General features: G+C 61.3%; 23 protein-coding genes and 1 riboswitch. Of the genes, 9 read left to right on the forward strand and 14 right to left on the reverse strand.

Going from position 1 to position 24,621, the window contains the following annotated elements; translation table 11 throughout:
- The first annotated feature begins 121 nt into the window (after positions 1-121).
- Positions 122-592: a GlcG/HbpS family heme-binding protein gene (locus VOI22_RS03785; RefSeq protein WP_323795244.1), complete on the forward strand. Its 471-nt coding sequence runs from the start codon at positions 122-124 to the stop codon at positions 590-592.
- Positions 593-740: 148 nt separating this feature from the next.
- On the opposite strand, the gene VOI22_RS03790 is transcribed toward VOI22_RS03785, so the two are convergent.
- Complete coding sequence (locus VOI22_RS03790; RefSeq protein WP_028465289.1) at positions 741-1,640, reverse strand: LysR family transcriptional regulator; 900 nt, start codon at positions 1,638-1,640, stop codon at positions 741-743.
- Between the two features lie 418 nt (positions 1,641-2,058).
- Between VOI22_RS03790 and VOI22_RS03795 the strand changes: the two genes are divergently transcribed.
- The gene (locus tag VOI22_RS03795) at positions 2,059-3,204 is read left to right on the forward strand and encodes an aminotransferase class I/II-fold pyridoxal phosphate-dependent enzyme (RefSeq protein ID WP_323795245.1); all 1,146 of its coding nucleotides are present in this window, start codon (positions 2,059-2,061) and stop codon (positions 3,202-3,204) included.
- Positions 3,205-3,249: 45 nt separating this feature from the next.
- Here the strand turns inward: VOI22_RS03795 and VOI22_RS03800 are convergent, their stop codons facing one another.
- Entirely contained in the window at positions 3,250-5,610 is a 2,361-nt protein-coding gene (locus VOI22_RS03800) for a xanthine dehydrogenase family protein molybdopterin-binding subunit (protein ID WP_323795246.1), read from the reverse strand.
- 224 nt (positions 5,611-5,834) lie between these two features.
- On the opposite strand from VOI22_RS03800, the gene VOI22_RS03805 reads away from it, so the two are divergent.
- Positions 5,835-7,031, forward strand: coding sequence for a Bcr/CflA family multidrug efflux MFS transporter (locus VOI22_RS03805; protein WP_323795247.1), 1,197 nt, complete (start codon positions 5,835-5,837; stop codon positions 7,029-7,031).
- A gap of 9 nt (positions 7,032-7,040) precedes the next feature.
- On the opposite strand, the gene VOI22_RS03810 is transcribed toward VOI22_RS03805, so the two are convergent.
- Complete coding sequence (locus VOI22_RS03810; protein WP_323795248.1) at positions 7,041-8,657, reverse strand: GMC family oxidoreductase; 1,617 nt, start codon at positions 8,655-8,657, stop codon at positions 7,041-7,043.
- Between the two features lie 73 nt (positions 8,658-8,730).
- Positions 8,731-9,945 (reverse strand): serine hydrolase domain-containing protein, encoded by a 1,215-nt coding sequence (locus VOI22_RS03815; protein ID WP_323795249.1) that lies wholly within the window; start codon positions 9,943-9,945, stop codon positions 8,731-8,733.
- A 143-nt stretch (positions 9,946-10,088) separates the two neighbouring features.
- Between VOI22_RS03815 and paaK the strand changes: the two genes are divergently transcribed.
- Positions 10,089-11,429 (forward strand): phenylacetate--CoA ligase PaaK, encoded by a 1,341-nt coding sequence (paaK, locus tag VOI22_RS03820; RefSeq protein WP_416366075.1) that lies wholly within the window; start codon positions 10,089-10,091, stop codon positions 11,427-11,429.
- Here the strand turns inward: paaK and VOI22_RS03825 are convergent.
- Complete coding sequence (locus VOI22_RS03825; protein ID WP_323795251.1) at positions 11,404-12,030, reverse strand: helix-turn-helix domain-containing protein; 627 nt, start codon at positions 12,028-12,030, stop codon at positions 11,404-11,406. The two genes, paaK and VOI22_RS03825, sit on opposite strands and share 26 nt — an antisense overlap.
- 52 nt (positions 12,031-12,082) lie before the next feature.
- Between VOI22_RS03825 and VOI22_RS03830 the strand changes: the two genes are divergently transcribed.
- Complete coding sequence (locus tag VOI22_RS03830; protein ID WP_323795252.1) at positions 12,083-12,874, forward strand: crotonase/enoyl-CoA hydratase family protein; 792 nt, start codon at positions 12,083-12,085, stop codon at positions 12,872-12,874.
- Positions 12,875-12,879: 5 nt separating this feature from the next.
- On the opposite strand, the gene VOI22_RS03835 is transcribed toward VOI22_RS03830, so the two are convergent.
- Positions 12,880-13,236, reverse strand: coding sequence for an antibiotic biosynthesis monooxygenase family protein (locus VOI22_RS03835; RefSeq protein WP_028465281.1), 357 nt, complete (start codon positions 13,234-13,236; stop codon positions 12,880-12,882).
- A gap of 13 nt (positions 13,237-13,249) precedes the next feature.
- Positions 13,250-13,576 (reverse strand): NIPSNAP family protein, encoded by a 327-nt coding sequence (locus VOI22_RS03840; protein WP_323795253.1) that lies wholly within the window; start codon positions 13,574-13,576, stop codon positions 13,250-13,252.
- Between the two features lie 70 nt (positions 13,577-13,646).
- Here VOI22_RS03840 and VOI22_RS03845 point away from each other — a divergent pair, with 70 nt between their 5' ends.
- Positions 13,647-14,330 carry a winged helix-turn-helix domain-containing protein gene (locus tag VOI22_RS03845; protein ID WP_323795254.1) on the forward strand — a complete coding sequence of 228 codons (684 nt, stop codon included), beginning with the start codon at positions 13,647-13,649 and terminating at the stop codon, positions 14,328-14,330.
- Here VOI22_RS03845 and kynU read toward each other — a convergent pair.
- Both kynU and VOI22_RS03855 read right to left on the reverse strand, forming a co-directional pair.
- Positions 14,327-15,577: a kynureninase gene (gene kynU, locus VOI22_RS03850; protein WP_323795255.1), complete on the reverse strand. Its 1,251-nt coding sequence runs from the start codon at positions 15,575-15,577 to the stop codon at positions 14,327-14,329. The genes VOI22_RS03845 and kynU overlap by 4 nt on opposite strands.
- 8 nt (positions 15,578-15,585) lie before the next feature.
- Positions 15,586-16,821, reverse strand: a complete 1,236-nt coding sequence (locus tag VOI22_RS03855; RefSeq protein ID WP_323795256.1) for a CoA transferase — start codon at positions 16,819-16,821, stop codon at positions 15,586-15,588.
- Positions 16,822-16,913: 92 nt separating this feature from the next.
- Between VOI22_RS03855 and VOI22_RS03860 the strand changes: the two genes are divergently transcribed.
- The 3 genes from VOI22_RS03860 to VOI22_RS03870 all read left to right on the forward strand — a co-directional run bounded on the left by VOI22_RS03860 (position 16,914) and on the right by VOI22_RS03870 (position 19,383).
- The gene (locus tag VOI22_RS03860) at positions 16,914-17,351 is read left to right on the forward strand and encodes a YaiI/YqxD family protein (protein WP_323795257.1); all 438 of its coding nucleotides are present in this window, start codon (positions 16,914-16,916) and stop codon (positions 17,349-17,351) included.
- A 36-nt stretch (positions 17,352-17,387) separates the two neighbouring features.
- A riboswitch (cobalamin riboswitch) is annotated at positions 17,388-17,585 on the forward strand.
- Positions 17,586-17,617: 32 nt separating this feature from the next.
- Positions 17,618-17,884, forward strand: coding sequence for a hypothetical protein (locus tag VOI22_RS03865; RefSeq protein WP_323795258.1), 267 nt, complete (start codon positions 17,618-17,620; stop codon positions 17,882-17,884).
- A gap of 62 nt (positions 17,885-17,946) precedes the next feature.
- Positions 17,947-19,383 (forward strand): FAD-binding oxidoreductase, encoded by a 1,437-nt coding sequence (locus VOI22_RS03870; RefSeq protein ID WP_323795259.1) that lies wholly within the window; start codon positions 17,947-17,949, stop codon positions 19,381-19,383.
- Positions 19,384-19,386: 3 nt separating this feature from the next.
- Here VOI22_RS03870 and VOI22_RS03875 read toward each other — a convergent pair whose 3' ends face one another.
- The 5 genes from VOI22_RS03875 to VOI22_RS03895 form a co-directional block, all read right to left on the reverse strand.
- Positions 19,387-20,217, reverse strand: a complete 831-nt coding sequence (locus VOI22_RS03875; protein ID WP_323795260.1) for a carbohydrate ABC transporter permease — start codon at positions 20,215-20,217, stop codon at positions 19,387-19,389.
- The gene (locus VOI22_RS03880) at positions 20,214-21,095 is read right to left on the reverse strand and encodes a sugar ABC transporter permease (protein WP_323795261.1); all 882 of its coding nucleotides are present in this window, start codon (positions 21,093-21,095) and stop codon (positions 20,214-20,216) included. Before VOI22_RS03880 ends, VOI22_RS03875 begins: the two co-directional genes overlap by 4 nt.
- 71 nt (positions 21,096-21,166) lie before the next feature.
- Positions 21,167-22,453: an ABC transporter substrate-binding protein gene (locus VOI22_RS03885; protein ID WP_323795262.1), complete on the reverse strand. Its 1,287-nt coding sequence runs from the start codon at positions 22,451-22,453 to the stop codon at positions 21,167-21,169.
- A gap of 101 nt (positions 22,454-22,554) precedes the next feature.
- On the reverse strand, positions 22,555-23,637 hold the full coding sequence (locus VOI22_RS03890; protein ID WP_323795263.1) for an ABC transporter ATP-binding protein: 1,083 nt from the start codon (positions 23,635-23,637) through the stop codon (positions 22,555-22,557).
- Complete coding sequence (locus VOI22_RS03895) at positions 23,634-24,464, reverse strand: DeoR/GlpR family DNA-binding transcription regulator (protein ID WP_323795264.1); 831 nt, start codon at positions 24,462-24,464, stop codon at positions 23,634-23,636. Before VOI22_RS03895 ends, VOI22_RS03890 begins: the two co-directional genes overlap by 4 nt.
- Positions 24,465-24,621 lie beyond the last annotated feature (157 nt).

The raw sequence follows: 24,621 nt of genomic DNA on the forward strand, positions 1-24,621 counted from the left end.
GCTCCCGGCCGCCTTTTCTGTTTCCGCGATGCGGATGCCGGCTTCGTATCGTGGAGGTGCGGGGCGATGTTATAAGCAGCGCAGCATTTACACCGATGATCTTGATTTAGGGGGACTAACTATGGCTGGGAACTTCCCGCTCCACGTCGCACTGCCGCTCGCCAAGGCGGAAATTATCGCCGACGAGGCTCTGAGCGTCGCAACCGCTGAAAAAATGATGCCGATGACGGTTGTCGTGCTCGATGCAGGCGGCCAGGTAGTGTGCCTGAAGCGCCAGGACGGCTCCGGCATCGGCCGTGTCGAGATCGCTACGGCGAAAGCCTGGGGCGGCCTCGGTTTCGGTGAGTCTTCCCGCAATCTCGGAGCCCGCCTGAAGGAACGCCTCGGATTCCAGGTTGCGGCTGCCAGTGCCTTCGACGGTCAGTTCGCGGCTGTCCCAGGCGGCGCGCTCATCCTCGAAAACGGTGCGGTGATCGGTGCCGTCGGCGTCAGCGGTGATCTCTCTGAAAAAGACGAATTCTGCGCCTGCAAGGGTATCCAGAAAGCTGGTTACACGAGCGAACCCGCCGAGCTGGACGAGAGCTGGCGCTAGGTTTTCTCGTCACACTGAAAACAGTTTTCTTCTCAAACATCGTCATTCCCACGTACGTGGGAACTCAGGGATCGTAGAATTATGACCTTGTTCCCTGGGTCCCGATTTTCATCGGGCTGACGATGTTGTTTTATGCGCTGTGCGTTAATTAAAGCCAATAAGGCGTCGGGTTGTAGAGATCGACCAGGAAGTCGACGAACGCCCGGACCTTCGGTGAGAGATGCCGGCCGCTTGGATAGACGGCGTAGATCGGCACGTCCTCGCGGACATACTCTTCCAGCAGCGTCACCAGCTTGCCGCTCTTCACATGCTCACCGGCCATGAAGGCTGCCAGCATGGCGAGACCGCCGCCTGCAAGCACGGTCTGCAGAACCGAGTCGCCGTTATTCATGGCGAGGGTGCCCTTGGCGCGCAGGATCTTCTGCTGATTGTCGATCATGAAGTGCCAGTCGTTGATCGGGTTGCCCGGCGCATAGGTGATCAGCGAGTGGTCGCTCAGCTGGTCCGGCGTTGCCGGCTGGCCCCACTTCTTCAGGTAGTCCGGGCTGGCCACCAGCATGCGGTGGTTCACCGCAAGCTTGCGGGCAATCAGGCTGGAATCCTTCAGTTGTGCGATCCGGATGGCGAGATCGATCCCCTCATCGACGAGATCCACCACGCGATCGTTCACGAGCAATTGCACCTCGACTTCCGGATAGCGATCAAGAAATTCAGGAAGGTGAGGGGCGACATGCCGGTGCGCGAAGGTCGTCGGTGCGGTGAGCTTCAGCAGACCACGCGGCGCCGAGTGAGCCTGCGAGACCGCGATCTCCGCTTCGTCCACATCGGCCAGGATGCGCTTGCAGCGTTCGTAGTAGGCGGACCCTACCTCCGTCAGGCTGACCCGACGCGTTGTCCGGTTCAGCAGGCGTACGCCCAGTCGGTCCTCAAGTCCGGAGAGCTGCTTGCTCACGACGGACGGTGAGACATTGAGCGTGCGGGATGCTCCGGCGAGACTATCATTCTCAACCACGGAGCAAAAAACCTTCATCGCCGTCAAAGTATCCATTTCAGCGCGTTCTCCTGAACGGTACAGAATTATTCATTCGTTATAGGAACTAATACGGTGCTTTAAAAGAGAATTATCACTTTGACTGCCCGGATCGTATCCTGAAAATGACAGTGCTCGTCTATCGACCTGTTCAGTTGCCCCGCCGGGCAGACAGTACGAACCGTGGCAGTGCCCCTCATCGTCGCGTATCGGAGACCCACCCGATAATTGGTGTCCTTCCTGACTCTAATGGACACCCGGACAGTCTGACCGGCTTTTTATGAGGCTGCAGAGGTTTCCGGACAATGGAAATCACTGCAGCCTTATTTGTCTCGCGACAATCCGGGCAATTCCCACTCTTCCCGCCTCGTGATAGAGGCATGTGCGGCCCGACGGTTGTCGGGTCCAACGGTCCAACTCTACGCCGGAGCCGGCAATGCGCAATAATGACCTGAAGCCCGAGACCCTCTCGGCACAGGCCCTCGGTCATGTCGATGAGACCACGGGGGCGGTAACCCCGCCGATCCATCTGTCGACGACGTTCGAACGGAACGCCGATAACAGTTATCCCAAGGGGTTCGTTTACACCCGCAGTGGTAACCCGACATACGATGTCGCCGAAGACCTGCTGGCGCGACTGGAAAATGGCGCAGGCGCGCTAATTTTTTCGGCCGGCATGTCAGCGGCGGTTGCGCCGTTCATGACCCTGCGCCCGGGCGATCATGTGCTGGCGCCGACGGTGATGTACTGGGCCCTGCGCAACTGGCTGTTGGACTTCTGCGCGCAGTGGCAGATCGAAATCGACTTCTTCGATGTGAACAACCCGGAAAGCGCCGCGGGTCTGGTGCAGCCAGGCAAAACCAAGCTGGTCTGGATCGAAACCCCGGCCAACCCGCTCTGGGACTGCCTCGACATTGCCTGGTTCGCACAGCTCGCCCACGGCGCCGGCGCAAAGCTCTGCGTTGATTCAACGGCGGCAAGTCCGGTGCTGTCCCGCCCGATCGAGCATGGCGCGGATCTGGTCATGCATTCGGCGACGAAATACCTGAACGGGCACAGCGATGTGCTTGGCGGTGCCCTGATAGCGGCAAAAGCTGACGAGTGGTGGAGCGATATCCGACGCGTGCGGACCGATCACGGCATGGTCATGGGGCCGTTCGAGGCCTGGCTGCTGCTGCGCGGCATGCGCACGCTGCATCTCCGGGTCCGCAAAGCCTCCGATAATGCCATGGCGATTGCGGAGCATTTCCACAACCATCCGAAAGTGGCTTCCGTGCTCTATCCGGGACTGCCGACCCATGCCACACACGATGTAGCGGCGAAGCAGATGGAGGATGGATTCGGCGGCATGCTGTCTCTGAGAATCGAAGGTGGTGAGCAGGCTGCGATCAAGACGGCGGCGAATCTCGAGCTGATCCACCGGGCAACTTCGCTCGGCGGAGTCGAGAGCCTGGTTGAGCATCGCGCGTCGATCGAGGGCAAGGGGACGCCGGTTCCGGCCGACCTGCTGCGCTTCTCGATCGGTATCGAGGATGTCGGAGACCTGATCCAGGACCTTGAGCAGGCGCTTACGGCTGTCTAACAAGCGCCTGACTCTCGGATTTTACTCTCGGCAAAGGCCGCCTTTTCAGGCGGCCTTTGCGCTTTGGATTGCTGCCCAGACCTTTTCCGGCGTTGCCGGCATGTCGATATGCTTCACGCCGAGCGGCGCAAGGGCATCCACCAGCGCGTTCATGATCGAGGGCAGCGAGCCGGCACAGCCGGCCTCGCCACAGCCCTTGGCGCCGAGCGGGTTCGTCGTCGCCGGAACCGCGTGGGTGGCGAAGGTGAAGCTCGGCACGTCGCTGGCGCGGGGCACGGCGTAATCCATATAGCTGCCGGTCTGCAGCTGGCCTTCGGAATCGTAGATGGCGTTCTCCATCAGCGCCTGGCCGAGGCCCTGCACGATGCCGCCATGGGCCTGGCCCTCGACCAGCAGCGGGTTCACCACGGTGCCGAAATCATTGACCATGTTGTAGCGGTCGATTTCGACCACACCGGTATCGGGGTCCACTTCCAGCTCGCAGACATGGCAGCCGTTCGGGAAGGCCGACGGGGCGGCGTCGAAGATGTGCTCCACGCTGAGATCGCGGGAGATGCCTTCAGGTACTTCCAGTCCGTTGCGGAGCTGCTCCACCAGTTCAGTGATGGTCACTGTGCGGTCCGTACCCGCGACCTGGAATGCACCGCCCTCGAAGACGATATCCTCGACCGCCGTTTCGAACACATGGGCAGCGATCTTCTTGCCCTTGTCGATGACGATGTCGCTGGCTTCCAGAATCGCAGCACCGCTGGCCATGATGGATTTGGAACCACCCGTTCCGCCGCCTGCGATCAGCTCCGCGCTGTCGCCCTGGATCAGCCGGATGCGCTCGAACGGCACGCCGAGCTTCTGGTGCAACACCTGGGCGAACGGGGTCCAGTGGCCCTGGCCGTAATCCAGCGTGCCGGTGATGATCGTGACGTCGCCATTCTCCTCGAAGCGGATGCCGCCCATTTCTTCCTGCACCGGCGCGGTGACTTCGAGATAGCAGCCGACGCCGCGCCCGCGCAACTTGCCGCGCTTCTCGCTCTCCGCCTTGCGTGCGGTGAAACCGTTCCAGTCGGACGCTTCGACGGCTTTCTGCATGATGGTCGGAAAATCGCCGCTGTCGTAATTCATGCCGTTCGCGGCGGCGTAGGGAATCTCGCTTGGCAGGATCTGGTTGCGGCGGCGCAGCTCGATGGCGTCGATACCCATTTCGCGGGCTGCGGTTTCAATCAGCCGCTCCATGTAATAGTTCGCTTCCGGCCGCCCGGCGCCGCGATAGGCGGTGACCGGCGTGGTGTTGGTAAAGACCGCCTTGGAGGCGACTTCGATCAGCGGCAGCCGGTAGACGCTGTTGGCGTTTTTCAGCGTGTTCATGGTCGGCATCATTGGCGAGACGGCGGTCAGGAATGCGCCGACATTGCCGTATCCGGTGATCCGGAGCGCCGTGAATTTTCCGTCCGCATCCAGTGCCAGTTCCGCCGTCATGTCATGGTCGCGGCCATGGCAGTCGGAAAGGAAGCTCCCGGAGCGGTCGTCGGTCCATTTCACCGGCCGTCCGAGCACCTTCGCCGCGTGCAGAACGCAGATATATTCGGGGTAGGCACCGGCTTTCATGCCGAAAGAGCCGCCGACATTGCCGGTGATGACGTGCATCTTTTCCGGCTTGATATTGAACACCTGCTTGGCCAGCGTGTTCATCATGCCGAAGACGCCCTGACAGCCGACATGCAGGGTATAACCGTCGCTTGCTGTGTCGAACGAGGCAACGGCCGAGCGCGGTTCCATCGCGCTGACGACAATCCGGTTGTTGCGGATGTTCAGCCGTGTCTGGTGCGATGCTTCCCTGAAGGCAGTATCGACCTTCTCCGTATCGCCATACTGGAAGTCGATGGCCGTGTTACCGGAGACGCTGTCATAGAGCTGTGGTGCGCCAGCCTGAGCGGCCGCGCGGGCGTCCGTGACGGCGGGCAGAGGATTAATATCCAGTTCCACCAGCTCTGCCGCATCGCGGGCCTGCACGGCTGTTTCTGCGATGACAATGGCTACTGGATCGCCGACATAGCGGACCTTGTCCGTCGCCAGCGCCGGACGTGGCACATAGTTGATCGGGCTACCGTCGCGTCCCTTCAGGGGCAGGCCGCACTTCATGGTGCCGAGGCCTGCGGCATCCAGATCCGCGCCGGTCAAAATGGCGATCACACCGGGTGCCGTGCTGGCTTCAGCGGTATCGATACCGTTCAAGGTACCGTGGGCATAGGGGCTGCGGACCATCACGCCATAGGCTTGGCCGTCCAGATTCACGTCGTCGGTATAGTTCCCCTCGCCGCGCAGCAGCTTTGGGTCCTCGGAACGGGTTACCGGCTGGCCGATCCCGTACTTCATCATGCCGAGCTTGTTGTCTTCGACGACAGAATCCATGGTTCTTTCCCTGTAAGGCCGTTCGCGGACGCGACGGTTTGTGTACAAATATCGTAGTGAGCGAAGCGCGCCGGGCAAGGACTTTTCCATTTATCACGCTGCATTGCGGTATGATGTGGTATCTGGATGAAAACCGCTTCTGGTGCCCCGTCGAGCGTCCGGTCGACCCGAGCGAGAAATTTTCGCGGTTTGCCTGTCCGGCGCTTACCTGGAGACAGTCTTTAATGTTAGCGAATGCGCGTTTTACGCTGCCCAGATCCGGGCTGGTGGTCTTGCTGGCAGCTCTTGCCGCCTTTGCGCCGATGTCGATCGACATGTACCTGCCTGCCCTGCCGTCCATCGCCCGCGATCTCGGCGTGCCGGCAAGCGAGGTACAGGCCACTCTCGCGATCTTCATGGCGGGATTTTCAGCCGGCATGCTGCTCTATGGCCCGATTTCGGACCGTTTCGGCCGCCGCCCGGTCATGTTGGCGGGAATCTTGATATTCATTATCGCCTCGTTCGCGTGCATCTATGTGGAGCGCATCGATCAGCTCATCGTCGCGCGCCTGTTTCAGGCAATAGGCGGCGGTGCGGCCTCCATTCTGGCCCGGACGGTTGTGCGGGACCTCTTTACGGCTCAGGAAGCCGCCCGGGTTCTTTCCCTGATGATGGTATTGACCACCCTGGCACCGATTCTGGCACCCTTGGCGGGCGCAGTTCTGCTCGAGTTCTCCGGTTGGCGGGCGATATTCGCAGTGCTGTTTGGTTTCGGGACATTGTCCATGCTGGTCGTGGTACTACTGCTGCCTGAAACCCACTCGAAAGAAGCGCGGGGCGGGATGACCATCGGGCAGGCGCTTGGAGCCTATTGGCACATCCTGTCAGATGGAGCGGCTTTCGGTCTCACCGTATCCAGCGCTGCGGTCTTCGCCGGGTTGTTTGCCTATATTTCAGGGTCGTCCTTTGTCTTTATCGAGCATTTCGGTATAGCGCCGGGGGTTTACGCCATGCTGTTCGCGATAAATGCGGCGGCGATCATGGCAGCCGCTTTCGCCAACAGCCGGCTGACCCGGCATTTCGAGTTGAAAAGTCTGCTCTCTGCCGGCGTCGTAATTTCATTCCTGGCGGGGCTCTATCTCGTCGTGATCGAAGAGGCAGGGCTTGCAGGGCCGGTGACGATCATGGCGGGGCTCATGGTGTTCGTCGCCATGGTGCCGATCCTCGGCGCCAACGGTATGGCGCTGCTGATGGCGCGCTATCCGAAGAATGCCGGCGCCGCAGCGGCCACCCTCGGAGCGGCCCAGTTTGGCACCGGCGCACTGGCGGCGCTGGTCGTTGGCGCGCTGCATGACGGAACGGCTTTCTCAATGTGTGTCGTGATGGGGGCTACAGGCCTGATCGCGCTGCTGGCCTTCTTCACGCTCTGCCGGAAGCTCTGACCGTCGACATCACCCCGTGCGTGCGGCCGCAAGGATCATGTCGCTGGCTTTTTCTGCGATCATGATGACAGGCGCATTGGTGTTGCCGGATGTAATAGTTGGCATCACGGAGGCATCGACCACACGCAGATTCTGAAAACCTTTTAGCTTCAGCTCTGGATCGACTACCGCCGTTGCATCCTCGCCCATCCGGCAGGTGCCGACCGGATGGAAGATCGTCGTGCCGACCTGGCCAGCGGCTTCTGCGAGCGACTCGTCCGCATCCGAATAATCCGGCCCTGGCTTGAATTCGTCCGGGCTGTAACGTGACAGGGCAGGTTGCGAAGCAATACGCCGTGTCAGCCGGATGGCGTCGGCGGCGACTTTCTTGTCCGCTTCGGAGGCAAGGTAGTTCGGCCGGATCGCCGGGGCCGCCATCGGGTCCGCGCTCTTGATCGTGACCGTGCCGCGGCTTTCCGGGCGCAGGTTGCAGACGCTGGCTGTAAAGGCGCCGAAGGAATGCAGAGGCTCTCCGAACGCGTCCAGCGATAGCGGCTGAACGTGGTATTCGAGATCCGGTGTGTCCTTGGACGGATCGGATTTGGCGAACAGGCCGAGTTGGGACGGTGCCATGGTCATCGGGCCGCGCCGGAACAGGGCATATTCCAGCCCGATGCTGAGTTTGCCGATCAGCGAATTTGCCCGTTGGTTGAGGGTTTCCACGCCCGATACCTTGTAGGCGCAGCGGATCTGCAGATGGTCCTGCAAATTGCCGCCGACCTCTGCATTCGCGTGCCGCACATCGATGCCGTGCTGCTTCAGCAGTTCCGGATCGCCGATGCCGGAGAGTTGCAGGATTTGCGGGGAGCCGATGGCGCCAGCGGAAAGCACCATCTCACCGCTACATGTGGCGCGGGCGTCTTCGCCCTTCACCGACAGCGAGATGCCGGTGCAGCGTGTGCCGTCGAACTCCAGCGCCTTGGCATGGGCATGGGTGACGATATGCAGGTTGGAGCGGTGCTTGATCGGTTTCAGGAAGGCCGTGGCGGCGCTCCACCGGATACCCTTGCGCTGGTTGACGTGGAAATAGCCGACGCCTTCGTTATTGCCCCGGTTGAAATCGTCCGTCTCCGGGATGCCTGCTTCGACAGCGGCCTGCTTGAAGGCGTCGAGGATCTCCCATGAGAGTCGCTGGCCCTCCACCCGAAGCTCGCCATCCTGATTGCGGCCTGCTTCCTCCCGGACGTGAAAACCTTCGGAGCGGGTGAAGTATGGCAGCACATCGTCCCAGCCCCAGCCGGGATTGCCGAGCTGGCGCCACTGGTCATAGTCCCGTGCCTGGCCGCGCATGTAGATCATGCCGTTGATCGAGGAGCAGCCGCCGATCACCTTGCCGCGCGGATAGTTCAGGGCACGGCCGCCGAGACCGGGCTCGGCCTCGGTCTTGAACAGCCAGTCCGTGCGCGGATTGCCGATGCAGTAGAGATAGCCGACCGGGATGTGGATCCAGTGATAATTGTCGTTACCTCCGGCCTCCAGTAGCAGGACCTTATTCGCCGGGTCGGCGGACAGCCGGTTCGCGAGCACGCAGCCCGCGCTGCCCGCGCCAACAATGATGTAGTCGTAGGTCCCGAGGTCCCTGGTCACGTCGTTCCATCCCTGAAGTCGTTTTTTATAAGTTTTGCAGTCCGTCCGGTGGCAGGCAAGCGCCGCCGGGGCGTCAGTTCGTCATGGCCTGATAGACCAGTGTGCGCAACTCGCGGCGCAGCGGGTAGGAGGAGGAGGGCATGAGCTGGGTCATGTGAACCACGCTCAGCTCTTCGGTTGGATCGATCCAGAACCCGGTCGAGGCGACACCGCCCCAGGCCCACTCGCCGGCACTACCGAGAACCTGCGCCTTTGCCGGGTTAAGCACGACAGAGCCGCCGAGACCGAAGCCTATACCGTTCATCGGCATTTCGCTGAAGACGGACTGGCCCATCGAGGCCATGTCGCCGGGCAAATGGTTCATCAGCATAAGCTCGACGGATTTACGGCCGAGGATCGGATCGCCGCCCTTGCCGCCGTGGGTGCGGATCATTTCCATGAAACGGAGATAGTCCATCGTCGTGGAGCACAGCCCGCCGCCGCCGGAGAACATGGTGACTGCGTTGGCATAGCGGCTGTCCTCGATCTCGTCGATCCGCCGGATGCCGTTATCCTCGGTCTTGGCATAGCAGGCACTGAACCTGTCGAGCTTGTCGGACGGCACGGCGAAGAAAGTGTCCTCCATGCCAAGCGGCTCGAAGATGCGGTCATGCAGGAATTCGGGCAGGGACATGCCGGAAGCAGTCTCCACCACGCGGCCGAGCACATCCGTCGAGACGCCGTAGTTCCAGCGTGTGCCGGGTTCGAATACCAGCGGGATGTCCGCGAGCTTGGCGACGGTTTCGTCGAGCCGGCCATGCTTCTCGGAGAAATCGATCTTCGCCTTGCGCAGAGCCTTTCCGACCGGTCCCGGATCGAAGATGCCGTATGTCAGGCCGGATGTGTGCGTCAGCAGGTGATGCAGTGTCGGCTGGGTCTTGGCGACGCTGGTGCTCTCGCCGTCCTCTCCAAGTACCTTCAGATTTGCCAGCTCCGGGATGTGCGCGGCCAGCGGGTCGTCAAGCTGCAGCTTTCCGTCTTCCAGCAGTTGCATGATCGCCGTGCTCACGATCGGCTTTGTCATGGAGTAAATGCGGTGAATGCCGTTCGGCTCCGCCTTCAGGCCGTTTTCGACATCGCGATGCCCGATAGTCTCGTGAAAGACGATCTCTCCCCGCCGGGCGATCAGCGTTTCGGCGAAGGGCAGCTTGCCGCCATCGACATAGCGCTTCATCCAGTCATTGATCCGCTCCAGGCGCTTGCCGCTGAAACCGAGTGTGGAAGGTTTGGCGGTCCGGAAGTCGGTCATGAGATGTGTCCGTGCAGAAATTGGAGGATGTAAAAGGCAGGGGGATTAGACGTCGGCCCGCCGCTTCCGGTCAACCTCCGGAGCGCGATTGCAGTCGCGTCATCTCCACACTAACGTTGTGCTCAAGAACGAAGCCGCCCGGAATGAGGCGGCACGACACAAGGGAGGAAGGCGTGCAGGATATTGCGCCGAAACAGGAAGAGCTGGATCCGATCGAGCGGGCCAGCAGGGACGAGTTGGAAGCGCTGCAGCTCAAGCGCCTGAAGTGGAGTCTCGGGCACGCCTTTGAGAATTCGCCGGTCTACCGGAAGAAGTTCGAGGATGCGGAGGTACATCCGGGCGATGTCTCCTCGCTTGCCGATCTGGCGCGGCTGCCGTTCACCCGGAAGGCCGAACTGCGCGAGAATTACCCGTTCGGCATGTTCGCCGTACCGCGGGAAAAGCTGGCCCGTGTGCATGCTTCCTCCGGCACGACGGGAAAACCGACGGTCGTCGGCTATACCAAGAACGATATCGATATCTGGGCCGAGGTCATGGCCCGCAGCATTCGCGCGTCCGGCGGCCGGGCGGGTGACGTGGTGCATGTCGCCTATGGTTACGGACTGTTCACCGGTGGGCTCGGGGCACATTACGGCGCGGAGCGGCTGGGCTGCACCGTGGTTCCGGCATCGGGCGGGATGACCGAGCGGCAGGTCACATTGATCCGCGATTTTGGTGCACAGGTGATCATGGTGACGCCGTCCTACATGCTCTCGATTCTGGATGAGTTCCGCGAGCAAGGACTTGATCCCAAAGATACGCAGCTCAAGGTCGGGATTTTCGGTGCGGAGCCCTGGACAGGCTCCATGCGGACGGAGATCGAGGAGGCCTTTGGCATTCACGCGGTCGATATCTATGGGCTGTCGGAGATCATCGGGCCGGGCGTGGCGAACGAGTGCGTGGAGACCAAGGACGGGCTGCATATCTGGGAAGATCATTTCTTCCCGGAGGTGATCGACCCGGCCACCGGCGAAGTGTTGCCGGACGGGGAGCGCGGCGAGCTGGTGCTGACTTCCCTGACGAAAGAAGCCTTTCCTGTGATCCGCTACCGGACGGGCGATCTGACACGCTTGCTGCCGGGAACCGCCCGCACCATGCGGCGGATGGAGAAAGTCACCGGCCGTTCGGACGACATGATGATCGTGCGCGGCGTGAATGTATTTCCGACCCAGATCGAGGAACAGATCCTGAAGTGCGAGGGGCTGGCGCCGCATTACCAGATCGAACTGACCCGCTATGGCCGGATGGACAACATGACCGTGCTGAGCGAGGCCGCACCGGATGCCGCCGGCAAGGACGCACGGGACGCCAGCGGCGCGGAGCTGGCGCATCACATCAAGAGCGTCATCGGTGTCACGGCAATTGTGCGGGTAGGCGAGCCCGGGAGCGTCGAGCGCTCCCAGGGTAAGGCACGCCGGATCATAGACAAGCGTTCGGCTGGCTAGCAGGCTTTGGCGTTGCAAGGGATGCAGCCAGTTTCCCGGCTGTTTCCACATAAGACGGGTCGCGATGGATAAGCATGACCGATGCGGCGCCATCCAGAAGCAGCAGGATCTGGCGTGCCGTATCGCCGGCATTGGAAGCGCCCGCGCTTATCAGTTGCCCGCGAAGCCATTCCTCAAACGTCTTCTTGTGACGGGCTCCGGCGGCGATAGCGGGGTGGCCGGGCAGGGCTGCGAGTTCGGCGGCAGTCCGCATAAACCCGCAGCCTTTCCAAGAGGGGGCGTTGGAAGCCTTGGCGAAGGCCGTGAAAATTCCCTCGATCTTGCTGCTTACCGGACCGGGCGTTTCGTCGAACCAGCGTTTGTAAAGGGCAAGCGTCGGCTGGTCGCGCGCTTCGAGATAGGCGGCGACAAGTTCGTCCTTGCTGGTGAAATGATAGTAGAGCGTGCGCTTGGTCACACCGGCCCGGCTGGCGATGGCCTCCACGCTCGTGCTTCTGATGCCCTCCTCGTAGAAGAGCTTCGCGGCGGCCTCGATGATCAGTGTCCGCGTCGGGCTGATCGTATCCGCGTCATGTATACCGTCTAGTGAATGTACAGTCATTCGCACCTCGTTGACAGTCGATCCGACATGCAACCCTTTGAAAGGTATGAAAATGTCGGACCCGGTTCTCTTCGAACAGCACGGCAAGACGGCGCTCTTGACCCTGAACCGCCCCAGCAAGCTGAATGCACTGAACTACAATTTGATTGATCATTTGGTGCGCTGTCTCGACGAATGCGAGGCGCGTGGCGATATCCGGGCGGTCATTCTCACCGGTGAGGGGGATCGCGCCTTTTCTGCAGGCGCGGACATCGAGGGCTTTGCGCCGAGCATCCGAGCGGGGCAAGAGACAGCCTTGCGTGAGTTTGTCCGGCGGGGGCAGGCGATGACGGCGCGGATCGAAACCTACCCGAAACCGGTCATCGTCGCCGTGAATGGCCTTGCCTATGGCGGTGGCTGCGAAATCACGGAAGCCGCCCCTCTGGCGCTTGCCTGTGAGGAGGCAACGTTCAGCAAGGCTGAAATACGGCTCGGTTTCGCCCCTCCCTTCGGTGGCTCCCAAAGGCTCCCTCGTCTCATCGGCCGCAAACGGGCGTTGCGGATGTTGCTGACGGCCGATCCGATCACTGCCCGGCAGGCATGCGATTTCGGACTTATCAACGACATCGTGCCGAAGGGAAAGCTTCTGGATGAAGCTTTCGCCTTGAGCGGCAAGATCGCGGAATTCTCCCCTCTGGCCGTCGCTGCCTGCCTCGGCAGCGTGACCAGGGGGATCAATGTGCCGATTGACGAGGGGCTGGCGATTGAAGCGGGTTATTTTGCCCGCATGGTCCCGACCCATGACCTGAGCGAGGGCGTAACCGCGTTTCTTGAGAAACGCCCCCCGTGCTTCGAGGGGCGCTAAAGGGATCAGGCGGCGCCCGCCTTGTGCACTTCCTTGCTGTCGGCGGGCGCCTGTTCCCGGTCATTCAGCCCGTAATCCCTCAGAACGGAGGCGATGCGCAAACGGTAATCCTTGAAGTACTTATCGCGACCCTGCGCCTGTGCCTGACGGTGGGCGACGAGGTTTCGCCAGTCTTCGACCGCTTTCTCGTCACGGAAATAGGAGAGGGATAGAAGTTTCCCCTCGTTGGTCAGGCTCTGAAAGCGTTCCACCGAGATGAAACCGTCAACCTGATCGACCAGCGCGCGCATGCTGGCGGCTATTTCCAGATATCCGTCCTTGTGGTCCGGATGCGGTTCAACCTCGAAAATGACGGCTATCATGGCTCGTCTCTCCCTATGCGTTTCTCTTTGGCGCCGGATTTGACGCATTGATCAGAAAAGTCCGGTCCTCACGCAGCAGGAACTTTTCCTTCTGTGCGAATTCATAATTCTCTTTGCCGAGCGGGTCAGCCGAAAGTCGCGCGCGATAGGCCTCGTAGGCCGCCAGGCTCTCGATATTGTAGACACCATAAGCCAGTGTGCTGGAACCCTCATGTGGGGCGAAGTAGCCGATCAGGTCGGCGCCGCAACGCGGGATGGCTTCCCCCCAGTTCCGGGCATATTGCGTGAATTGGTCTTTCTTCGTCGGATCGATGTTATAGCGGATAAAGCAGGTAAGCATGTTGTTCTCCAATGTGATGGAGGGACAATCCCATCTTGGCGTAGGTTTATGCTTCGGCTATGATCGAACTATGAAAGAAGGACCTGACATCGCGCTCATCGGCTCCCTGATTGGAGACCCGGCCCGGGCGAACATGCTGACTACGTTGATGACCGGCAAGGCCCTGACGGCGAGCGAGCTTGCCGCTGAGGCGGGTATCACCCCGCAGACGGCGAGCTCCCATCTCTCCAAGCTGGAAACAGCGGGTTTGCTGACCCAGCGCAAGCAGGGGCGGCACCGCTATTTTGAGCTGGCGGATGAAGAGGTGGGGAATCTGCTGGAAGCGATGATGGGGCTGGCTGCGAAACGTGGACATATGCGGGCCCGTACCGGCCCGCGCGATCCGGCACTGCGCAAGGCACGGGTTTGTTACAACCATCTGGCCGGTGACTTCGGCGTCCGTCTGTTCGGCAGCATGGTGGCGCGAGACCTGTTGGTAAAAGAAGGGGAGGAAATCTCCCTGACCGACGCCGGCGAGGTTTTTGTTGGTGAGCTGGGCATTGCCTTGCCAGACCTGACGCAATCCCGCCGTCCACTGTGCCGTTCCTGCCTCGACTGGAGTGAGCGGCGGACCCATCTGGCGGGCACGCTCGGCACTGGGCTGCTGGACCGGTTCTACGATCTCGGCTGGGCGCACCGGATCGAAGGCTCCCGCGTTGTCTCCTTCACCAGTGAGGGTGAACGCCGGTTCCGGGAGTGTTTTCCGGAAGCTTAGGTGACTGCCGCCCGGGCATGGAATTCGGGCTGGTCCCAGCTACTGGTCTCAAGGATGTCGCGCAAATGCTCGACCGCATCCCAGACGTCCGTGAACCGGGTATAGAGCGGTGTGAAACCGAACCTCAGAAGATCGGGCGCGCGAAAGTCGCCGATTACGCCACGGGCAATCAGGGCCTGCATCACCGGATAGCCGTTTTCATGCGCGAAGGAGACCTGACTGCCGCGTTGGGCGGGATCTCGCGGGCTCGAGAGTGTCAGGCCGAGACCGGCGCAACGCTCTTCGACCAGGGTGATGAAGCTCTCGGTCATCGCCACTGATATCGCCCGGACCGCATCCATATCGGCACGGGCCCAGACGTCCAGCGCCGCATCGAGCGCTGTCATGGCCAGCACCGGCGGCGTGCCACAAAGGAATTTCCCGATCCCGTCCGTCGGCGCGAACCGGTGATCGAAAGCGAACGGTGCCTTGTGCGAGAACCAGCCGGTCAGGGGCTGGGAGGCATCCTGCTGGTGGCGCGGGGCGACATAGAGGAATGCCGGGGCGCCGGGGCCGCCATTCAGGTATTTATAGCCGCACCCAACCGCGAAATCCGCGTTGGCGGTGGCGAGGTTGACCGGAACAGCTCCTGCGGAGTGGGCGAGATCCCAGAGCGTCAGCGCTCCGATGGCGTGAGCGGCGTCTGTCACGGCCTTCATGTCGTGCATGTAGCCGGTGCGGTAGTTCACATGCGTCAGCATCAGCACGGCAACATTGTCGGTGAGAGCGCCCGGGAGTTCGGACGGCTCATCGATCAGCCGAAGTTCATGCCGGCCGCCAAGCAATGCAGACAGACCTTCCGCCATATAGAGATCGGTCGGGAAGTTCGATTTCTCCGAGACGATGACGCAACGGTCCGGCCGAAGTGCCAGCGCGGCGGAGAGGCATTTGAAGAGATTGACCGATGTCGAATCTGCCGCGACGACGCTATCCGCCTCGGCGCCAATCAGCGTGCCGATCTTGCCGCCGACGCGCGTTGGAAGATCAATCCATCTCGCATCGTTCCAGCTTCGGATCAGGCCGTTACCCCATTCGTGCGTGACGCACGTGGCAACACGTTCCCGCGCGATACGGGGCAGCGGCCCGAGGGAATTGCCGTCGAGGTAGATCACATCTTCCGGCAGCTCGAATTCCGCGCGGAACGAGGCGAGGGGATCGGCGGCATCGAAGGCCGCGAAATCTTCCCGGGTCATTTTCGAGTGTGTCATGGTGCGGCTCAGCTTGTGTGATCGGGGCCGGCGACGATGCCTTCATCGTGCAACCGCCCGATGGCGCCGCTGTCGAGGCCGAGAAAATCCGCCAGAACCTCATCCGTGTGCTGTCCCAACTGCGGTGCCGGTGTCGGAACCTCGGAGGCCTGTCCGTAAAAATCAATCGGCGTGTCGGAAGTCGGATAAGTCAGGCCGCTGCCGTGGGTGACGGTGCTATAGGGCTTGCCCATTTCCCGGAAGCGCTCGCTCGCGACAGCTTCGCGCACTGTGCGATATGGCTCCCAGCAGACTCCGTTCTGCTTGAAGCGCGGCGCGAGGGCATCCAGCATCTCCGCCGCGACGGCCCGCTCGACGACAGGATTGATCTTCTCCCTGTATTCGAAGCGCAGCCCTTCATCCTTGGCGAAACTCACGCCGGTCTCCGCCTCGATGGTTGCGATTTCCGCTTCAATGCCGAGGGATGTCAGCAAGCCGGTCCATTGCCGGGGCGAAAGGGCGATGAGCATGATGTAGTGGCCGTCGCTGGTCCGGAAGTCCCGCCCGAAGGCGCCGAACACGTCATTGCCGTAGCTTGGCCGGTCTTCTTCCTTCGTCATCACTTCGGCGACCTGACCGAGGGTGCCGAGAGTAGTGAGCGCGACATCGCCAAGCGGAAGGCGGATTTCGGCGCCTTGACCCGTTTTCTGGCGCTCCCGCTCGGCGGCCAGCATGGCGAAAGCCGCGTTGGCACCGGCGATCAGGTCCCAGGCAGGCAGCACATGGTTTACCGGTCGCTTCTCGCCGACCGGACCGGGCTCTCCGGTCATCAGCGGGAAGCCGGCACCGGCATTGGCCGTGTAGTCGACACCTTGCGTGCCGTCCGCCCAGCCCATGATACGGACTGTGATGATATCCTCGCGCCGTGCTTTCAATGCCTCATGCGATAGGAAGCCGGCGACTGGGTAGTTGGTGACGAACAGGCCGCGCCCTTCACCGGGGGCGGTTGCAAGCTGCAGAGCAAGCTCCCGGCCTGCCGGATTGCGCAGATCCAGCGCCACCGACTTCTTGCCCTTGTTCAGGCCCTCCCAGTAAAGGCTGGCGCCGTTTGGGGCCTTCGGCCAACGCCGGTAATCGAGGCCACCGCCGATGGCATCGAAGCGGATGACCGTCGCGCCCATCTGCAGCATGTTAAGGGTACAGGAGGGGGCGGCGATGAAAGATGCACCCTCGACGACTGTCAAATCTTGAAGGACCGTGTACATCCGTGTTTCTTGGCCAGCTTAATGTTGAATGCGATCAGGTTGGGCTCGGAACCTAGCATGGTTGTTCGTCTGCAAAAGGGGCAAAGCACGCAATGAAGTCTGTCTATGTCGACGCTGATGCCTGCCCGGTGAAAAACGAGATCCTGTCGATTGCCGATCGGCACGACATCAAGGTTTACGTGGTGAGCAATCGCGGTTTCCGGACCGGCGACCGGGCGAATGTTCAGAACATTCTCGTCTCCGACAAGTTCGATGCGGCGGATGACTGGATCGTGGGCAAGGTGGCGGCGGGCGATATCGTCATCACCGGCGATATTCCTCTGGCGCACCGGGTGATCGAGAGCGGCGCGAAGGCAATCGGCCATTCCGGCAAGGAGTTCACCGAGGCGGGAATCGGCATGGCTATGGCGATGCGGGACCTGATGTCCGACCTCCGTGCCATGGGGGAAGTCTCCGGTGGTGGTGGCGCCTTTTCCAAAAGAGACCGGGAAACCTTCATTCGTGAGCTGGAACGGCTGATCCGCGAGTGATTTTCCGCCTGCTGCCTTGACACAGCAGGCCGCAAAGACGAGCCTTTCAGCGTTGGTGTCCTTCGGGACAAAAGGGAATCCGGTGCGCGGCTTTATCGCCGCAAGTCCGGGACTGCCCCCGCAACTGTAACCGGCAAGATCCGACCGGTATGCCACTGGCCCTGATGGGCTGGGAAGGCGGCGCGGATCGAAGAGCCGGGAGTCAGGAAACCTGCCAACGCTGTGTCCATTTTTAACCCGGGCGGGGTGTACCGGAGGAGGTTTAGATGTCCCGATTATTCGCCCAAACTCTCCCCGACGATTCGGAAAAAGAGCCGGATCGTGAGCTGGCAACCCTGATCCTGACGCTTCTGAGCGTTGCCGAGGATGACAAAACCCTCTCGCAATCCCTCTCCATGGTGCGGGCCGAGACCTCGAAAGAGGATTTCGACGGCGGCATGCAGGAGGCGGCGCGGCGCATTGGAGCGCTGTTCGGTGCCGCACAGCGTCTGGAACTGACCGAGAGAATTTCCATAAACAGATTACCCGTCTGATTGGCGCTTTCCTTGTTCGCTGATAGCCTCCCGCCTGAAATCATCTCAACGGGAGAGAGTGGGTGAACGATCAGACGCCCCAGTCCATCGATGCCGCGCTTACGGAAATCCGGTCCATTCTGGGGCCGAAGGGCTGGCTGGAAGATTCGAACGACACGCTGAAATACCGTACCGACTGGCGCGGCACGCCGACCGGCGACGCTCTCGGCGTTGCCCGCCCGGCCTCGACGGAGGAAACGGCGGCGGTTGTGCGTGCGGCGGCGAAGGCGGAGATCGCCATCGTGCCCCAGGGCGGCAATACCGGCCTTGCCATCGGCTCGATCCCGACCGAGCCGCGTCCGACCATCGTTGTCTCGACTGACCGGCTCACGGCCGTGCGTTCCCTCGATCCCGAGAATTACGCGATGATCGCGGAAGCCGGGTGCGTGATCCAGAACATGCAGGCGGTTGCCGCGGACGCGGGGCGGCTGTTCCCGCTCTCGCTCTCGTCGGAAGGCTCCAGCACGATTGGCGGCACGCTCTCCACCAATGCCGGTGGCAACAACACGATCAAATACGGCAATACCCGGGAGCAGATCCTCGGTATCGAGGCCGTGCTGCCGGACGGCTCCGTGTTCGACGGGCTGGAAACGCTGCGCAAGAACAATACCGGCTATGACATGAAGCAGATGTTCATTGGCGCCGAAGGCACATTGGGGATCGTCACTGCTGCGGCTTTCCGTTTGATGCCGCTGCCGCGCGTGCGTGAGACCGCGATGCTGGCAGTACCATCTCCGCATGAGGCACAGCATCTTCTGGCGAGCGCGCGAGAGCTGTCCGGCGACACGATCCTCGCATTCGAGATTATGCCGCGTGCCGCTTTCGACTTGGTCGTGAAGCAAATTGAGGGGATCACCGATCCGCTGTCCGCTGCGTCTCCCTGGTACGTGCTGCTGGAGATGGCAACACCGTCCCCGCTGGATGATCTCCGCGCCAAGCTGGAAGCGATCTTCGAAGACGCTATGGAGAAAGGCTGGGTGACTGACGGTGTAATCGCCGAGAGCGAAGGGCAGCGCCGGGATTTGTGGCGGATTCGGGAAGAGCAGGCAGAAGCCGGGCGTCGCGACGGTCGCCCGCGTATGGCCGGCGATATCTCGGTCCCTGTTTCCAAGGTGGCGACCTTCATCGATCAGTCGCAGGCCGCGTTAAGCGCGTATGTGCCGGGTCTGACTTTCAACTGCTTCGGCCATATGGGGGACGGCAATATCCATTACACGGCCCGTAAGCCGGCAAGCATGAGCGACGAGGAGTGGGAGGTTAAGCGCCCCGGTCTCTCCGAGCGCATGTACGAAAGCACGGTCGCGCTTGGCGGCAGCATCTCCGCCGAGCACGGCATCGGCTCGGAAAAGCTTCCGTATCTGATCAAATACGGCTCGCCCTCGAAAATTGCACTGATGCAGGCGGTCAAGAAGGCGATCGATCCGAAAGGGATCATGAATCCGGGCAAGGTTGTGCCCTGACCCCTACTTGATCCCGGCCCGCATGAAACTCTGAACGAATTGCCGCTGGAACAGCAGGAAGGCAATCAGCAGCGGGCCGGAGGTCATCAGCGTTGCGGCGGTGATGACGGCCCAGTCGATGCCCTGATCGGTCGATGAAAAGACGCTGAGGCCAACCGTCACCGGGCGTGTGTCTACCGAGTTGGTGATGATCAACGGCCACAGGAAGTTGTTCCAGTGATGGCTGACCGAGACCAGCCCGTAGGCGAGGTAGGTCGGCTTGGCCAGTGGCACATAGACTTTCATCAGAATGGTGAAGAACCCGGCACCCTCGACCCTTGCCGCGTCGTCCAGCTCTTTAGGGATGGTCTTGAAGGTCTGGCGCAGCAGGAAGATCCCGAAGCCGGATGCCATATAAGGCAGGCCGATGGCGATGATGGTGTCGACCAGACCGAGAAACCGCATGGTCCGGTAATTCTCGACAATCAGAATATCCGGCATCACCAGAAGCTGCAGCAGAACCAGCACGAAGACGGTGTCCCGCCCGCGAAAATCGAACCGGGCGAAGGCGAAGGCCGCAAGGGTGCAGAGCACGAACTGGCCGATCAGGATCGACGTCACCAACAACACCGTATTGAGGAAATAGCGGGCGAATGGCGCGGCGTTCCAGGCCGCGACGAAATTCTTCAGCGTCAGTGGCGCTGTCAGCACGAACCGGGTGGAGAATTCGGTCGGGTGAAACGCTGTCCAAACGGCGTAGATCAGCGGGGCGAACCAGACGAGGGCGAGTGCCCATGCGGCTGTTGTGTTCAGCGCCCGGTCATAGTCCAAGCGGAAGGCTCTGGCGGCGCTCATCGGTAATGCACCCGTTTGTCGAGAAGCAGGAACTGGCCTATGGCCACGGCGAACAGGATCAGCAGCAGGACGACTGTCAGGGTCGAGGCATAGGCTGTGTCCCAGAACCGGAATGCAGTCTCATAGATGTAGAACAGCAGCAGAGAGCTGGCATTGTCCGGGCCGCCTTCCGTCATGATGAAGATATGATCGACCAGCCGGAACGAGTTGATGATGGCGTTCACCGAGACGAACAGGGTGGTCGGCATCAGCAGCGGGAAGGTGATGCGGCGGAAGAAGTACCAGCGCCCGGCGCCTTCTATGGCGGCAGCTTCCCGGAGCGATGCAGGGATGGTCTGAAGCGCGGCCAGATAGAAAATCATGAAGAAGCCGGCTTCTTTCCAGATCGTCACCACGATGACGGCATTCAGCGCGCTTTCCGGATCGCCCAGCCAGTTCTGCTGCGCAAATCCGAAGGCGCCACGAATCTGGTCGATCAGGCCGAAGCCGGGCGTGTAGAAAAACATCCAGATATTGGCGACAGCGATCAGCGGCAGCACGGTCGGGGTGAAATAGGCCATGCGGACGAAGGACCGGCCCTTCAGCTTGCTGTCGACCCAGAGCGCCATGGCGATCGCTATGCCGATAGAGAGCGGGATGGTGACAAGCGCGTACCAGAGATTGTTCACCAGCACGATCCAGAACGTGTCGTCCGCGATCAGCGTCTGGTAATTCTCGAGACCGACGAACTTCGCTGGGCGTTTGCCGCGCGGCGTGGAGAAGAAGCTGTGGAAGAGGGTGACAGCAGCCGGATAGTGGGTGAAGGCAATCAGCAGGATCATGGCCGGACTGAGGAACAGCCAGGCCTGGATCCAGGTTCTTTTTGCTGTGGGGCCCATGGCGCGCGGTACTTTCAGTGGTCGAAAAAAGACCGGCGGCAGGCCAAGGCCCGCCGCCGGGTCCCGGAGTTTTAGCGGTAGTCCTTGAGGATCTTGTCCGCCTTCTGCTGCGCATCGTTCATTGCTTCTTCCGGCGAGGATTTGCCGGTAATGGCGGCTTCGAGACCGTCATTGAAGATGCTCGTAATGCGCTGGTTCTGGTAGGTGGAGAGCTCGGCAACCGCATATTCGAGCTGGTTGCGGGCGACCAGTGCCGGCGGGAAGTCGGCGACATAGGCTTTCATTTCGGCGGTTTCCCAGGCATCGGCACGCGGCGCGACATAGCCGGTCGCGATGGACCATTTGGCGGCCTGCTTCGGTGCGGTGATCCACTTGATGAAGTCGAGCGAAGCGGCCTTCTGATCGTCCGTGGAGTCCTTGAAGATGTAGAAGTTTCCGCCACCGGTCGGCGCGCCGCGGCGCTTGTTGGCCGGAAGCATGGCGACACCGAAATCGAACGGCGCGTTGGTGCGGACGTTCGTCAGGTTACCCGTGGAGGTCCACATGATGGCGGACTCGCCCTCGAAAAAGGCCTTCGGGGTGGCGCCCCACTCGATGATGCCCGGGGCCATGACCTTATGCTTGGCGCTGAGATCGACGAGATACTGCAGGGCTTCGATCACCTTCGGGTCGGCGAAGTTGGTCTTGTTGCCGTCGCTGTTGGCCAGAATGACGTCATTCTCGGTGGTCAGACCCTGGAACAGCCAGTAGGGGAAGCCGGAGCTCGGGATACGCACGCCCCACTGGGTAACGTTGCCGGAGGCATCCTTGACGGTCAGCTTCTTGCCGAACTCGACCAGTTCCTTCCAGGTCGCCGGCGGGGTGTTCGGATCGAGACCGGCTTTTTTGAACGCTTCCTTGTTCCAGTACATGACCGGAGTGGAGCGCTGGAACGGAATGCCGTAGGTTTTGCCGCCGGTCTGGCTGTTTTCCATGAAGGCCGGATAGAAGGCTTTCAGCCAGGCTTTGTCTTCGTCGGTCTTGATCAGATCGTCGAAGGCAACGATGGCGTCTTCCTCAATCAGGGTGAACATGTCGACAGAGAGGATCACGGAAAGCTGCGGAGGCTGGCCGCCGCGTGCCGCCGTCAAAGCCTTTGTGACGGTGTTCTGGTAGCTGCCGGCGTAGACGGCATCGATTTTCACGTCCGGATGGGCCGCTGCATATTCGCTTGTCAGGGCTTCAATCGTGTCCGCCGCCTTGCCGCCGACGGCGACGGGGAAGAAGAACTGCAGGTCGACGGCCTGGGCCGTGCCGGCGAGGGAGAGCGACATCGCAGCCGCGACAGCGCCGATCCCAAGTTTTTTCGTGAAGTGCATCGCTTTCAAGTCCTCTCGTCTGAACTGATTTCCGGGCGCAACCCGCCCGGCATGCTCCGGGGCCCGGTGTAACGGGCACCATTTCCTGGTCAGTGCGTGCGCTATGCGTTGGCACCGGTCAGGAGATCGTCTCGCCGCCTGCCAGAGACGGCTTCGAACAGGTGAATGGCATCGCGCGACCAGGAGAGGCCGACATCGCTGCCTGTTGTGAGGGTGTCGGCATTCCGGGCGCGGACCGTCAGGCGCTCGTTGCCTATGCGGCAATCGACCAGCGTGTCGGCACCAAGGTATTCGACGGTCTCGACCATGGCCCTGCATGGACTACCGGCACTGAAACTGATTTCCTCCGGCCGGATACCGATTGAGACGGGAATATCCGGCTTGCCGGAAAAAATGGGGGCGGTGCTCCCCGCATCCTGTCCGCTGAAACGTGCATCGTTGCCACTCCAGTCAAGCGCCAGCACGTTCATTGGCGGTGTGCCGATAAAGCGTCCGGCAAAACTCGTGGCAGGCTTGCGGTAGGTTTCCGACGGTGTGGCATTTTGCTCGATCCGGCCGTCCTTCAGCAGGATGATGCGGTCCGCCATGCCCATTGCCTCGGCCTGATCGTGGGTGACATAGACCATGGTCATGCCGAGCTTGCGCTGCAGGGCGCGTATTTCCACCCGCATCTCGTGCCGTAGCTTGGCGTCCAGGTTCGAGAGCGGCTCGTCCATTAGGCAGATCGGTTTTTCGGCGATGATCGCCCGTCCGAGCGCGACCCGCTGCTGCTGGCCGCCGGAAAGCTGGTTGGGACGCCGATCGAGTAGAGCGGAGAGCCCGATCAATTCGGCTACACGTTCGAGCCGATGTCGCTGGTCGTTCTTGCCGATCTTGCGGACCTTGAGCCCGAACAGGATGTTCTCGGCGACGGTCAGATGCGGGAACAGGGCGTAGGACTGGAAAACCATCGACAGATCGCGTTCTGCCGGGGGCAGGGCGGTCACATCCTTGCCGCCGATGGTGATGGTTCCGGCGCTGGCGGACTCCAGGCCCGAGAGCAGTCTCAGAATGGTGGATTTGCCGCACCCGGAGGGACCGAGCAGGACGGCGAACGACCCGGGTTCGACCTCGAATGAAACATCATCGACGGCTGTTGCCGTATCCCAGTGCTTTGTCAGTCCCGCAACAGAGATCCCGGTCATTCTCCGGCTTCCGCAAATTCGGGCAGAAGGGCAAGTGCGGCGGCTTCTTTTCCATCGGTGATCAGTTCGTGACCGGCATCGCGGATCATGGCACCGATCTCTTCCGGCGGCTCGCCATCGCAGAACACCAGATCCGGATCGGAGATGTGGCCGCCACGGACATAGGCGGCGCGTCCGAACTTTGTTTGGTCGAGAACCACGACCTTGGTCCGGGAGTTCTGGCTGATGGTCTCGCGCGCCCGGATTTCATCCTCGGTGAAGTCCAGCAGGCTGCCATCCGCGTCCACGCCGCCGACGCCAAACAGGCCGAAATCCACCTTGTAGGCGGAGAAGAACTGTTCGACCTGCCGGCCAAGCACATCGCGCCCCTCGGGCCGAATCCGACCGCCCGCGATGGTGACTTCAAAGGTCGGGTTGGCGCTCGCGGTCAGTGCCGCGGCGATATTGTTGGTGACGATCCGGAGACCGGTATGGGAGCGCAAGGCCCGTACGACCATTTCCGGTGTCGTGCCGATGCTGACGGCAATGGACGCTCCGTCTGGAATGCGCGCGGCTACGGCGCTGGCGATACGGGCCTTGGCGCCGGCGTTCAGGATCATGCGCTGGTCGAAATCGATGTTTGTGTTCGGCGAGGGCAGTTCCACCCCGCCATGCCGCCGGCGCAGCAGGCCGCTGTCGCAGAGCTGGTTTACATCGCGCCGGATGGTTTGTTCGGTAACAGCAAACCGGTCCGCGAGATCGATGATGGACTGGTAACCGGAGGCCCGCACCAGTTCGGTGATTTCGGCCCGGCGTCTGGACGCGTTCGAGGAGAGGGTGGGAGCCACTGACTTGCCTTCGCATGGGGTGTTCAAATGAATGCGAGGCGAAAACTAAAGGTGCTCTGTTGCGGAAATGCTGTTCGTTTTGTGACGGTTCGATAACGCTTCATGCGCGTTCGAATGTGCGAACCGACGTCCGATTTCAGGGTCTGGATAAAAAAAG

The sequence above is a fragment of the Nisaea sp. genome, assembly GCF_034670185.1.
GTDB lineage: Bacteria > Pseudomonadota > Alphaproteobacteria > Thalassobaculales > Thalassobaculaceae > Nisaea.

What these genes read in the sequence shown, in the direction of transcription:
- VOI22_RS03785 (WP_323795244.1), top strand. Translation starts at nt 122, where the DNA reads ATGGCTGGGAACTTCCCGCTCCACGTCGCACTGCCGCTCGCCAAGGCG.
- VOI22_RS03790 (WP_028465289.1), bottom strand. Translation starts at nt 1,640, where the DNA reads ATGGATACTTTGACGGCGATGAAGGTTTTTTGCTCCGTGGTTGAGAAT.
- VOI22_RS03795 (WP_323795245.1), top strand. Translation starts at nt 2,059, where the DNA reads ATGCGCAATAATGACCTGAAGCCCGAGACCCTCTCGGCACAGGCCCTC.
- VOI22_RS03800 (WP_323795246.1), bottom strand. Translation starts at nt 5,610, where the DNA reads ATGGATTCTGTCGTCGAAGACAACAAGCTCGGCATGATGAAGTACGGG.
- VOI22_RS03805 (WP_323795247.1), top strand. Translation starts at nt 5,835, where the DNA reads ATGTTAGCGAATGCGCGTTTTACGCTGCCCAGATCCGGGCTGGTGGTC.
- VOI22_RS03815 (WP_323795249.1), bottom strand. Translation starts at nt 9,945, where the DNA reads ATGACCGACTTCCGGACCGCCAAACCTTCCACACTCGGTTTCAGCGGC.
- paaK (WP_416366075.1), top strand. Translation starts at nt 10,089, where the DNA reads ATGAGGCGGCACGACACAAGGGAGGAAGGCGTGCAGGATATTGCGCCG.
- VOI22_RS03825 (WP_323795251.1), bottom strand. Translation starts at nt 12,030, where the DNA reads ATGACTGTACATTCACTAGACGGTATACATGACGCGGATACGATCAGC.
- VOI22_RS03830 (WP_323795252.1), top strand. Translation starts at nt 12,083, where the DNA reads ATGTCGGACCCGGTTCTCTTCGAACAGCACGGCAAGACGGCGCTCTTG.
- VOI22_RS03835 (WP_028465281.1), bottom strand. Translation starts at nt 13,236, where the DNA reads ATGATAGCCGTCATTTTCGAGGTTGAACCGCATCCGGACCACAAGGAC.
- VOI22_RS03840 (WP_323795253.1), bottom strand. Translation starts at nt 13,576, where the DNA reads ATGCTTACCTGCTTTATCCGCTATAACATCGATCCGACGAAGAAAGAC.
- VOI22_RS03845 (WP_323795254.1), top strand. Translation starts at nt 13,647, where the DNA reads ATGAAAGAAGGACCTGACATCGCGCTCATCGGCTCCCTGATTGGAGAC.
- kynU (WP_323795255.1), bottom strand. Translation starts at nt 15,577, where the DNA reads ATGACACACTCGAAAATGACCCGGGAAGATTTCGCGGCCTTCGATGCC.
- VOI22_RS03855 (WP_323795256.1), bottom strand. Translation starts at nt 16,821, where the DNA reads ATGTACACGGTCCTTCAAGATTTGACAGTCGTCGAGGGTGCATCTTTC.
- VOI22_RS03860 (WP_323795257.1), top strand. Translation starts at nt 16,914, where the DNA reads ATGAAGTCTGTCTATGTCGACGCTGATGCCTGCCCGGTGAAAAACGAG.
- VOI22_RS03865 (WP_323795258.1), top strand. Translation starts at nt 17,618, where the DNA reads ATGTCCCGATTATTCGCCCAAACTCTCCCCGACGATTCGGAAAAAGAG.
- VOI22_RS03875 (WP_323795260.1), bottom strand. Translation starts at nt 20,217, where the DNA reads ATGAGCGCCGCCAGAGCCTTCCGCTTGGACTATGACCGGGCGCTGAAC.
- VOI22_RS03880 (WP_323795261.1), bottom strand. Translation starts at nt 21,095, where the DNA reads ATGGGCCCCACAGCAAAAAGAACCTGGATCCAGGCCTGGCTGTTCCTC.
- VOI22_RS03885 (WP_323795262.1), bottom strand. Translation starts at nt 22,453, where the DNA reads ATGCACTTCACGAAAAAACTTGGGATCGGCGCTGTCGCGGCTGCGATG.
- VOI22_RS03890 (WP_323795263.1), bottom strand. Translation starts at nt 23,637, where the DNA reads ATGACCGGGATCTCTGTTGCGGGACTGACAAAGCACTGGGATACGGCA.